This is a genomic window from Yersinia sp. 1252 StPb PI (assembly GCF_048593885.1).
Classification (GTDB): Bacteria; Pseudomonadota; Gammaproteobacteria; order Enterobacterales; family Enterobacteriaceae; genus Yersinia; species Yersinia enterocolitica_E.
In genome coordinates, this window is the sequence record NZ_JAZGQE010000159.1 from 1 (window position 1) to 10,829 (window position 10,829).

Below are 10,829 nucleotides of genomic sequence, written 5' to 3' on the forward strand. Positions count from 1 at the left end.
AATTAATTATTCAATCCGAAATATCTTCTGATTTAGTTGGATCACAACTGCTACAATGCGGGCCGCAGCACAAAAATCATTTTTTTCACCATGGGCCTATTATGTTTTCTTTGCGTCATACCAGGGCGTTGCCGTTTTATCTCAGCGCAATCGCTTTATCCCTCATCAGCACTGCAGTTCTTGCTGATGGGACTGTTTTTACTGCCTTAGATGATCCAGCTACAGCCAAGAAGAGCTTTGATGGTACTGTCGAGGCTGGCTATACCGCACAATCAGGTAATACCACTAACTCAACGTTGACTGCTAACTCAACGTTAACCTGGTTCCAACCTAACACCGCCTATAGTTTGTGGGGAGCCGCGCGTAATACCAGCGCTAACAATCAACGCTCTTCCGAACGTTACCAGCTAGGCGGGCGTACCCGCTATAATCTGACTGACAGTAACTACCTGTTCGGGCAAGCCAGTTGGCTGAATGATCGCTACAACGGTTTTGATTCCCGGTCGGTATTAACTACCGGTTATGGCCGCCAGATTATGACCACACCGTTGCACAACCTACGGGTGGAATTTGGTCCCGGTGTTCGCCACGATGAATTTTATGGTGGTGGTCGAGCCACTAAAGCATTGGCTTATGGCGGTGCGAACTATACCTATCAACTAACTGATAATACGGTGTTTAGCGAAGGGGTTTCCGCATTAGCGAACGAAGAAACTACGCTAAACTCTGAAACTGCGTTAAATGTGGCAATCAATAAAAGTTTCGCACTGCGCCTGGCTTATGTTGTGACTTATAACACTAAGCCACCTGCCAGCGCGCCTAAAAATACTGATACCACAACATCAATAACTCTGGTTTACGGCCTGTAATCATCTATTAGTCTCTTTAGCGTGGTGTGATGCCACGCTAATTATCTCAGTTCACCTTCCCATTCCCCCCCACTTATCGCGCTGAAATCTCTGTCGTTTTTTTGTCGTCATTGAAATAAAAAAAGGGGGCACCTTGTCGGCACCCCCTTGATAACTAAGAGTTTTTTCTGCAATGAAAAAGCGATTCTTAGTTAAGACGCTCTTTAATACGAGCAGACTTACCAGTACGCTCACGCAGATAGTACAGTTTCGCTTGACGAACGGCACCACGACGTTTCACAGTAATGCTGTCGATTACTGGGGAGTGAGTTTGGAATACACGCTCAACACCTTCGCCGTTGGAAATTTTACGAACGGTGAACGCAGAATGCAGACCGCGGTTACGAATAGCGATAACCACGCCCTCGAATGCCTGCAGACGCTTTTTAGAACCTTCAACAACCCATACCTTCACTTCCACGGAATCACCCGGACGGAATGCAGGTACGTCCTGCTTCATCTGCTCTTGTTCGATTTGCTTGATAATATTGCTCATAATAAGTCTCTTACCCTAGGTAAACTGATATATCAGGAAGTTGGCACGCGGCACAACACTCCTTTCATAGTTCTGTTGCTTCAGGGCTTGTGTTCCCGTTGGAACTCAGCCAGCAACACCATTTGCTCGTCAGTCAGAGCTAGGCTTTCTAGAAGTTCAGGTCTTCTAAGCCAGGTACGGCCCAGCGACTGCTTTAAGCGCCAGCGACGAATCTCGGCATGGTTGCCCGACAGTAATACTGGCGGAACTTCCATCCCTTCTAACACCTCAGGACGAGTGTAGTGTGGGCAATCCAGCAATCCATCAACAAAGGAATCTTCCTCTGCTGAAGCCTGATGACCTAGCACTCCCGGGATAAAGCGGGATACTGAATCTATCAGAGCCATTGCCGGCAGCTCGCCACCGCTGAGAACGTAATCACCAATTGACCATTCTTCATCAATTTCGGTTTTCAGTACGCGCTCATCAACACCTTCGTACCGACCACATACCAGAATCATCTTCTGATTGGTAGCCAGTTCGCAAACACCCTGTTGGTCCAGTTTGCGCCCTTGAGGTGACAGATAAATCACCTTTGCTCCCTCGCCTGCCGCTGCTTTTGCTGCATGAATGGCTTCCCTTAGCGGTTGCACCATCATCAACATTCCCGGGCCACCGCCGTATGGGCGGTCATCCACGGTACGATGCCGATCGTAGGTAAAGTCACGAGGACTCCAACACTGCACGCTCAGCAGGCCATTTTTTACTGCCCGGCCAGTTACCCCGTAATCGGTTATTGCGCGGAACATCTCGGGAAACAGGCTAATAACACCGATCCACATCGTTTTGTTCCACTCACTTTTGCCGTTTAATTCGGAGGTCAAAAACCAGGATCCCAATCTACCTCAACACGTTGAGCAGTGAGATCGACTTTCTTGATAACCTGCCCATGAAGAAACGGGACCAACCGCTCCTTCATACCGAATGCATCTTTCAGGTTTGCCTTCACTACCATCACATCGTTAGAACCGGTTTCCATCATATCGATGATTTTACCCAGTTCGTAACCCGTGGTTGTTACTACCTGACAGCCCATAAGGTCTTTCCAGTAGTAATCATCCTCTTCTAGTGCGGGTAGTTGCTTGGAATCTACGATAATTTCGCAATTAGTCAGTAAATTCGCGGCATCCCGATCGTCAACACCTTTAACTTTGATGATCAGATCTTGACTGTGGCGCTTCCAGTCTTCCAACTCGACATGCTGCCACTTACCGGCCTGCTGGATAAACCACGGCTGGTAATCAAAAATGCTTTCGGCGTTTTCGGTGGATGAAAATACTCTGAGCCAACCGCGAATGCCGTAAGTTGAACCCATTTTACCGAGTACAATCGGCTGATCGGGAACCACTGGATTGAGTTGCTTGCTCATAATAACCACCACCGCGACAGATTAAGCTGCTTTCTTAGCGTCTTTGATCAGCGCAGATACGCGATCAGAAACTGTTGCACCCAGGCCAACCCAATGTTCGATACGGTCCAGGTCCAAACGCAGAGCTTCAGCCTGACCAGCTGCGATCGGGTTAAAGAAGCCTACACGTTCGATAAAACGACCGTCACGAGCATTACGGCTGTCGGTCACTACTACTTGATAGAACGGACGCTTTTTAGCGCCGCCACGAGCCAAACGAATTGTTACCATAACATCCTCTTTAGTTAATAAAACAACTGGACCCCATCGGGGAACGGGGTCCAGTTGCAATATAAAAAGCCCGAAAATTTTACTCATTTTGGCGCAAAAAGCAATCTAAAGCGTAGATTCCTGTGCGCTAGTTTTGGAATGAGTACAGTTTTCTTCGTTTACCGCCGTTTTCAGCGGGAAATCATTACTCATCTCACACGGTTAACACCACTGCGTGAAATATACCCTTCGTACTTGAAATCACAGGGTTGTTGGCTGCGCGCACTAACCCGAATCACTTACTTGAGTAAGTTCATCGTGATTAGTTTACTGGCCGCCTACCTGAAACCCCAATCACTTTGGGTATGACGTTTAGCGGCCTGGGAAACCCGGTGGCATCATACCCTTCATGCCACGCATCATTTTAGCCAAGCCACCATTCTTCATTTTCTTCATCATGCGCTGCATTTCATCAAACTGCTTAAGTAAGCGGTTAACATCCTGTACCTGCACGCCAGAACCGGTAGCAATACGGCGCTTACGTGAGCCTTTGATGATCTCTGGTTTAGCACGTTCTTTCAGCGTCATCGAATTGATGATGGCCTCCATACGTACCGTCACCTTATCGTCCATCTGCGATTTCACGTTTTCTGGCAACTGACCGGCACCCGGCATTTTACTCAACATGCTGGCCATACCGCCCATATTGCGCATTTGCTTCAACTGGTCAAGGAAGTCGTTGAGATCGAAACCATCACCTTTTTTCAGCTTGGTGGCGAGTTTCTCCGCCTGTGCACGGTCAACTTTGCTTTCGATATCTTCAATCAGCGACAGCACGTCGCCCATCCCCAGAATGCGTGAAGCCACGCGATCCGGGTGGAATGGTTCCAGTGCGTCAGACTTTTCACCCACGCCCAAGAATTTAATCGGCTTGCCGGTAATATGGCGGATAGACAGAGCCGCACCACCACGAGCATCACCATCAACTTTGGTCAGCACCACACCCGTGAGCGGCAACGCTTCGTTGAATGCTTTCGCCGTGTTAGCAGCATCCTGACCGGTCATTGCATCGACGACAAACAAGGTTTCAACCGGATTAATCGCGGCATGAATCTGTTTGATCTCGTCCATCATCGCTTCATCGACGTGCAAGCGACCGGCGGTATCGACAATCAGAACATCATAAAACTTAAGTTTTGCCTGTTGCAGGGCACGATTAACAATATCAATCGGCTTTTCTTGTACATCAGACGGGAAGAAATCAATATCAACACCCTGTGCCAGCGTCTCCAACTGTTTGATCGCCGCAGGGCGATACACGTCGGCAGACACAACCAGCACTTTTTTCTTCTGTTTCTCTTTAAGGAACTTACCCAGTTTGGCCACACTGGTGGTTTTACCCGCCCCTTGCAGACCGGCCATTAACACCACTGCTGGCGGTTGAGCGGCCAGATTCAGTTCGTTATTGACCTCACCCATGGCGGTGATAAGTTCATTTTTAACTATTTTGACGAATTCTTGGCCTGGTGTGAGGCTTTTATTCACCTCATGCCCGACCGCACGCTCTTTTACCCGGTTGATAAAGTCACGAACCACCGGCAGGGCTACGTCAGCTTCCAGTAACGCCATGCGCACTTCACGCAGCGTTTCTTTAATATTTTCTTCTGTCAGCCGGCCACGGCCGCTGATATTGCGCAGTGTGCGCGACAATCGATCAGTTAAGTTCTCAAACATTGTCTCATACTCAACGTGGAAACAGGCCGCTCTGGCGACACAATGGGGGGATTATAACACGAAGCTTAAACGATCTCTGCTCTCACGTCGGAGAACGGTTGGAGAGGAACGCGCTCAACGCTATACTGGCTATCTAATTCACTTAGCCGATGCTCATATACCGCTATGCCCGTGTTCTCCATTTTGGCTTTGATCGCTTATTCGCTCAGCCTGGGCCTGATTGTCCCAAGCCTGGTGCAGAAAAATAGTGCTTACCGGCGGTTAGCGCTGGTTTCTGCCGTCGTGGCTCTAGTGTGCCATGCTATTGCTCTGAAGCATCAGATTTTTGATGTCGGTGGGGGCCAAAACCTCACTTTATTGAATATTGGCTCCATCGTGGGGTTGATGATCTGCACTATCATGACTATCGTCGCCTCACGGGGACGCGGTTGGTTCTTGCTGCCGATTGTCTATAGTTTCGCCATGATCAACCTGGCCCTTGCCAGTTTGCTACCGGGCGAGTTTATTACTCATCTGGAAACCAGCCCTACCATATTCGTTCACATTGGGTTGGCGCTTTTTGCTTACGCGACACTTATTATCGCAGCGTTGTATGCATTACAACTGGCCTGGCTCGATTATCAGTTAAAGAATAAAAAACTGACATTTAATGCAGACATGCCACCATTAATGAGTATTGAGCGTAAAATGTTCCATATCACCCAAATTGGGGTGGTATTACTGACACTGACGCTGTGTACTGGTTTACTTTATATGGACAACATATTTAGTAAAGAAAACGTCCATAAAGCGGTGTTATCGATCATGGCCTGGTTTGTCTATATTGTTCTATTATGGGGCCATTACCATGAAGGCTGGCGCGGGCGTAGAGTGATTTGGTTCAGCTTCGCTGGTGCATTTCTACTTACGCTGGCCTATTTTGGTAGCCGCTTGGTGCAGGAAATTATAGTTCCTTAATCATCCTCTCCATCATCAGCGTATGGATCAGTTGAACTGACAGAGCCACCATCGCAATTAAGGAATACAGTGTTGGATCACGTATCAACTAGCACGCTGATCATTATTCTGGTCATTATGGTCGTGGTCTCGGCTTATTTTTCTGCCTCCGAAACCGGTATGATGACTCTTAACCGCTATCGTTTGCGCCATTTATCCAAACAGGGTAATCGCGCCGCACGGCGAGTTGAGAAACTGCTAAGACGTCCCGACCGCCTGATAAGTCTGGTGTTAATCGGCAACAACCTGGTTAATATTTTGGCATCCGCCTTGGCAACTATTGTTGGTATCCGCTTATACGGGAATGCTGGAGTCGCAATAGCAACCGGAGTGCTGACTTTTGTGGTGTTGATTTTTGCTGAGGTGATGCCGAAAACTATCGCAGCACTTTATCCTGAACGTGTCGCCTTCCCCAGCAGTTTCTTACTGGTTCCCCTACAGAAAATTATGCTGCCACTGGTATGGTTGTTAAATACCATTACGCGCGCGCTGATGCGTCTGTGTGGCATTAGAGGGAACGTTCACAGAAGCGATGCCGTCAGCAAAGATGAATTGCGCAGTATCGTGAATGAATCCCACTCACAAATATCCCGCCGTAATCAAGATATGTTGATATCGGTACTGGACTTGGAAAAAGTGACAGTTAGCGACATCATGGTGCCACGCAATGAAGTGGTCGGTATTGACATCAATGATGACTGGAAGTCAATCATGCGCCAGTTAACCCACTCACCACATGGGCGCATCGTGTTGTATCGCCAGTCATTGGACGATGCCATCGGCATGTTACGTGTGCGGGAAGCCTATCGATTGATGACGGAGAAAAAAGAGTTCAATAAAGAGAATTTGCTGCGCGCAGCCGATGAAATCTACTTTATTCCAGAAGGCACACCACTGAATGTACAACTGGTGAAATTTCAGAGAAATAAAGAGAAAGTCGGCATGATTGTCGATGAATATGGTGATATTCAAGGGTTGGTGACAGTTGAAGATATTTTGGAAGAGATCGTTGGCGACTTTACCACGTCAATGTCCCCAACACTGGCAGAAGAGGTCAATCCGCAAAGCGATGGTTCAGTACTCATTGATGGTAGCGCCAGCGTTCGCGAGCTGAACAAAGCATTCAACTGGTCACTTCCGATCGATGCCCGTACCATCAATGGCATGCTGCTGGAAGAGCTACAAGAGATCCCACAGGTCGGTGCTCAGGTCCGTATCGGCAATTACCTAATTGATGTTCTGGATGTACAAGAGAACATGATTAAACAGGTGCGAGTCGCCCCCATAGTATCTCAAGGCAGCTCCGCATAACTGCGTAACCAATGCGGCTAGCGAACATAAAAAAGACGCCTTATCAGCGTCTTTTTTGCATTAACCTATCGAAAACTAAATATGTAATTCAGATAGTTTTTCTTTCGGCAGCGCCAGTTCGTCGTTGTGATTGATACGTACATCACGATCAAGGATACCTTTGGCAATCGCCTGAGCCTCTTCCAGTGAGTGCATATGATAAGTACCGCACTGATACTCATTCAGTTCAGGAATTTTCCGTTGGTCGGTTACCTTCAACACATCCGCCATTGCCGCTTTCCAGGCATTAGCAACGCGTTGCTCATCCGGCGTACCAATCAGGCTCATATAGAAACCGGTACGGCATCCCATTGGCGAGATATCGATAATCTCAACACCGTTGCCATTGAGGTGGTTACGCATAAAACCGGCAAATAGATGCTCCAGTGTATGAATCCCGCGTTCCGGCATCACTTCTTTATTTGGCACACAGAAGCGCAAATCAAATACAGTTATCTCGTCGCCATGAGGGGTTTTCATCGTCTTAGCAACACGCACAGCCGGTGCTTTCATAATGGTATGGTCTACGGTAAAGCTATCCAATAATGGCATTTAGTCACCTCCTCATAAGAAAATAATTTTTTATCTGATCTTTTTTCGCAATCCGTGAAACTTTTTCGAATCCTGTGCGTCTTAATATGTGAAAGACGCGCATTTGTTATCATCATCCCTGTTATCAGAGATGTTAATTTGGCCACAGCAATGTGGCCTTTTCTTTTTATTGGCCGCCATGAAGCAGCAAATATTCTTCAAAGCTTAGTTGATCTTTGAGTTCCAGATCACGCTGGCGCTGCCATGAAGCATCTCGCTCTGCGCTTAATTGCTCTTCTGTCAATAATTCCAATGGTTCATTTTGCAGCATCTCCTTGTAGCGCTCCGCGAGTTCAAGGCCAATACCACCAATACCACCTTCTTTCATTGCTTGCAAAATACGCGCGGAGAATGTCAGGCTTGGATCATCAAAATACGCCACAAGCTCATCACAAACTTGTTGATATTCAGTACTATCTTTACCATCCAGCACTTCTGCAACACGGCGCAGGTCTGCAAACAGATCTTTTCCGACCTTTTCCAGCGGCTCACGGGTATCGTTGCATCCCCTGCCAATTGTCTGCCCCGGCTTACGCCCTTCTAAAATAACCCGATTCCAGTTCTTACGGGTACACAGTAGTTCATCACTGCTCATTTCAGGCGCATCGGCCAATACACACCAAATCAGGAATAGATCGAGGAACCGTGCCTGTACTGCATCAACGCCAATCGGTGAGAATGGGTTAATGTCCAGAGAGCGCACTTCGATATATTCAATGCCACCACGTAGCAAAGCATCTGACGGTGATTCGCCAGCCCGGGTAACCCGTTTTGGCCGAATAGGGGCATACAATTCATTTTCAATCTGCAATACATTAGTATTCAATTGCAGATGACGGTCACCGTCTTTTAGCCCCAGTGCTGCGTACTCTTCTGATGGCGTTTGGATCGCACGTTTCAGCCCAGCAACATAGGTGTGCAGGTCATTAAACGTGATACCCAAATTGCTTTGTGATTTATTGGTATAACCCAAATCACTCAGACGTAAAGAGGTGGCATAGGGCAAATAACACATCCCCTTATCATTACGCTCGAAGGGTAATGCCGTCTCGCGCCCTTGCAGGAACGATGAACAAATCGCCGGCGAAGCACCAAACAGATATGGAATAACCCAACCAAAACGATAGTAGTTGCGAATCAGTCGGAAATAGCCCGCTGAAATCTCTTCCTTACCGCTTTTTTCATCGGTGACACCCGCCCATGCCTGCCAAAACTCCAGCGGCAAAGAGAAGTTATAGTGCACTCCAGAGATAGTTTGCATCAACGCACCGTAACGGTTTTTTAAACCTTCACGGTAAAGTGTTTTGAAACGGCCAATATTAGAAGAACCATACTTAGCCAATTCAATATCCTGCTCAGCCTCAATAAAGCAAGGCATACTGAGCGGCCACATACGTTCATCACCCAGTTTACGTGCCGTATAACGGTGGATATCACGTAAAAAAGTCAGCAAATGGTCAATATCACCATCGACTGGAGTAATGAATTCCAACAATGCCTCAGCAAAATCAGTGGTAATCCATTGATGTGTCAGAGCTGCACCCAATGACTCTGGATGACCCGTCGAGGCTAATTGGCCATCGGCAGTCACTCTCAATGTTTCCCGCTCGATACCGCGACGGATCCCTTTCAGGGCTTTAGGATGCGCTTCCAGCCAAGTTAGCGCGTGTGATACATCCGGGATCAAATCGACCTCCCGCTCTTGAAAACCATAACTCGCCAGCATACTGAAACTGCATCGAGGTGACTATGTAAGTTTGTCACATTCTTTACTGCCACCAGGCGATTCCTTGCAACGTAATTACCGTTAATACGATATAACGTAATGCTTTTCCCAAACACAGAAAAAAAGCCACAAGACCCCAGGGCATTCGCAACCAGCCTGCCAACACACACATCAAATCGCCCACTATCGGTAGCCAGCTCAATAACAAAGCCGCTGGGCCAAAACGTTGGAGCCAGCCTAATGCTGTACTCATCCCCCGCTGTGGCTTTAGCTCCGGTAATAAACGCCCTATAACAACATTTGTTAGCCCCCCAAGGGTATTTCCGACAGTGGCAGATAACACCAACATCATTGCCGGCGCACTATCTGCCGTTAATAGAGTGACTAACAGAATTTCAGAATTTCCGGGTAAGAGCGTCGCACTGAGGAAGCTACTCCCGAATAAAGAAGCAATAGCTAGCGTACTACTCACAACAGGCGCACATCAACTATTGCCATATTGGCCCTTTTAGCCGCTTCAACACCAAAGTCAGCATCTTCGAAGACGACACATTTAGCTGGCTGCACGCCGAGTAACTGCGCACAGCGTAAAAATGTCTCAGGCTCTGGTTTATGTTTGGTGACATCATCAGCACCGACAACGGCCGCGAAATAACCGCGCAGACCCAGATGACACAAGAGCATCTCTGCCATAGCATGCTCGCTTCCTGTCCCTACAGCCATAGGTATACGCCCATGATAGGTTTTAACAACGTCTATGAGCGGTAGAGGCTTCACATTATCCAACAGCATCGTCTTCACTAATGCTGTTTTCTCAGTGGCCAATAAATGAGGATCCAAATCAGATTGATGATTAGCGATGATTGCCTGGGCAATTCGCCAAGTCGGTGCGCCATTCAAAGCCACCATCGCTTGATCATCGAAATGCATACCATAAGGCGTTAGCACCTGACGCCAGGCCTGACGATGTGTGGACTCAGTGTCCAGAATGGTGCCATCCATATCAAAAATCAGGCCTTCGTAGCGATCGTACATCGTGGCCCCGCGCCTAGGGATAAATGAAAAGCTACTTTATCGCAAACTAACTAAATTGTCGCTTACTGTATAATCGCCTGAATTTACTTGATAAATAATAAATTCAGCTTAATAAAGTTGCTATTTGATATAGAAGAAACCAATGAGTTGAAGCGTTGATTACGAGATAAGAGAATTCAGGTATTTCGTTTTGCTGGGCTATAGGGAACATGAAGCAAAAACTAAACAGCAGAAAACCCCGCCGTAGCGAGGTTTCTTTATATGGTGCACCCAGGAAGATTCGAACTTCCGACCGCTCGGTTCGTAGCCGAGTACTCTATCCAGCTGAGCTATGGG

General features: G+C 47.6%; 12 protein-coding genes. 3 read left to right on the plus strand and 9 right to left on the minus strand.

Translation table 11 applies throughout. From position 1 onward, the window contains the following. Positions 1–101: 101 nt before the first annotated feature. Entirely contained in the window at positions 102–869 is a 768-nt protein-coding gene (locus V2A85_RS18560; protein ID WP_372558119.1) for a DUF481 domain-containing protein, read from the plus strand. A 187-nt stretch (positions 870–1,056) separates the two neighbouring features. Here V2A85_RS18560 and rplS read toward each other — a convergent pair whose 3' ends face one another. From rplS to ffh, 5 genes are all read right to left on the minus strand, one after another. Further along, positions 1,057–1,404, minus strand: a complete 348-nt coding sequence (rplS, locus tag V2A85_RS18565) for a 50S ribosomal protein L19 (RefSeq protein WP_005182038.1) — start codon at positions 1,402–1,404, stop codon at positions 1,057–1,059. 80 nt (positions 1,405–1,484) lie between these two features. Next, on the minus strand, positions 1,485–2,225 hold the full coding sequence (gene trmD, locus V2A85_RS18570; protein ID WP_005182033.1) for a tRNA (guanosine(37)-N1)-methyltransferase TrmD: 741 nt from the start codon (positions 2,223–2,225) through the stop codon (positions 1,485–1,487). Between the two features lie 38 nt (positions 2,226–2,263). Continuing rightward, positions 2,264–2,812: a ribosome maturation factor RimM gene (gene rimM / locus V2A85_RS18575; protein WP_032905542.1), complete on the minus strand. Its 549-nt coding sequence runs from the start codon at positions 2,810–2,812 to the stop codon at positions 2,264–2,266. A gap of 21 nt (positions 2,813–2,833) precedes the next feature. Continuing rightward, complete coding sequence (gene rpsP, locus V2A85_RS18580) at positions 2,834–3,082, minus strand: 30S ribosomal protein S16 (protein ID WP_005182026.1); 249 nt, start codon at positions 3,080–3,082, stop codon at positions 2,834–2,836. A 351-nt stretch (positions 3,083–3,433) separates the two neighbouring features. Further along, entirely contained in the window at positions 3,434–4,795 is a 1,362-nt protein-coding gene (gene ffh, locus V2A85_RS18585) for a signal recognition particle protein (RefSeq protein WP_083160233.1), read from the minus strand. A gap of 165 nt (positions 4,796–4,960) precedes the next feature. Between ffh and V2A85_RS18590 the strand changes: the two genes are divergently transcribed. Both V2A85_RS18590 and V2A85_RS18595 read left to right on the plus strand, forming a co-directional pair. Next, on the plus strand, positions 4,961–5,752 hold the full coding sequence (locus V2A85_RS18590) for a cytochrome C assembly family protein (RefSeq protein ID WP_372558118.1): 792 nt from the start codon (positions 4,961–4,963) through the stop codon (positions 5,750–5,752). 72 nt (positions 5,753–5,824) lie between these two features. Continuing rightward, positions 5,825–7,102 carry an HlyC/CorC family transporter gene (locus V2A85_RS18595; protein ID WP_193784716.1) on the plus strand — a complete coding sequence of 426 codons (1,278 nt, stop codon included), beginning with the start codon at positions 5,825–5,827 and terminating at the stop codon, positions 7,100–7,102. Positions 7,103–7,177: 75 nt separating this feature from the next. Here the strand turns inward: V2A85_RS18595 and luxS are convergent, their stop codons facing one another. The 4 genes from luxS to yqaB form a co-directional block, all read right to left on the minus strand. Further along, complete coding sequence (gene luxS, locus V2A85_RS18600; RefSeq protein ID WP_420072065.1) at positions 7,178–7,693, minus strand: S-ribosylhomocysteine lyase; 516 nt, start codon at positions 7,691–7,693, stop codon at positions 7,178–7,180. Between the two features lie 166 nt (positions 7,694–7,859). After that, entirely contained in the window at positions 7,860–9,458 is a 1,599-nt protein-coding gene (gene gshA / locus V2A85_RS18605; RefSeq protein WP_193784717.1) for a glutamate--cysteine ligase, read from the minus strand. Positions 9,459–9,501: 43 nt separating this feature from the next. Then, entirely contained in the window at positions 9,502–9,930 is a 429-nt protein-coding gene (locus tag V2A85_RS18610; protein ID WP_372558116.1) for a YqaA family protein, read from the minus strand. Continuing rightward, positions 9,927–10,493: a fructose-1-phosphate/6-phosphogluconate phosphatase gene (gene yqaB, locus V2A85_RS18615; protein WP_420072066.1), complete on the minus strand. Its 567-nt coding sequence runs from the start codon at positions 10,491–10,493 to the stop codon at positions 9,927–9,929. Before yqaB ends, V2A85_RS18610 begins: the two co-directional genes overlap by 4 nt. Positions 10,494–10,829 lie beyond the last annotated feature (336 nt).

Bases quoted from the DNA above. Each gene is read 5' to 3' on its own strand.
- V2A85_RS18560 (WP_372558119.1), top strand. From the start codon at position 102: ATGTTTTCTTTGCGTCATACCAGGGCGTTGCCGTTTTATCTCAGCGCA.
- rplS (WP_005182038.1), bottom strand. From the start codon at position 1,404: ATGAGCAATATTATCAAGCAAATCGAACAAGAGCAGATGAAGCAGGAC.
- trmD (WP_005182033.1), bottom strand. From the start codon at position 2,225: ATGTGGATCGGTGTTATTAGCCTGTTTCCCGAGATGTTCCGCGCAATA.
- rimM (WP_032905542.1), bottom strand. From the start codon at position 2,812: ATGAGCAAGCAACTCAATCCAGTGGTTCCCGATCAGCCGATTGTACTC.
- rpsP (WP_005182026.1), bottom strand. From the start codon at position 3,082: ATGGTAACAATTCGTTTGGCTCGTGGCGGCGCTAAAAAGCGTCCGTTC.
- ffh (WP_083160233.1), bottom strand. From the start codon at position 4,795: ATGTTTGAGAACTTAACTGATCGATTGTCGCGCACACTGCGCAATATC.
- V2A85_RS18590 (WP_372558118.1), top strand. From the start codon at position 4,961: ATGCCCGTGTTCTCCATTTTGGCTTTGATCGCTTATTCGCTCAGCCTG.
- luxS (WP_420072065.1), bottom strand. From the start codon at position 7,693: ATGCCATTATTGGATAGCTTTACCGTAGACCATACCATTATGAAAGCA.
- gshA (WP_193784717.1), bottom strand. From the start codon at position 9,458: ATGCTGGCGAGTTATGGTTTTCAAGAGCGGGAGGTCGATTTGATCCCG.
- yqaB (WP_420072066.1), bottom strand. From the start codon at position 10,493: ATGTACGATCGCTACGAAGGCCTGATTTTTGATATGGATGGCACCATT.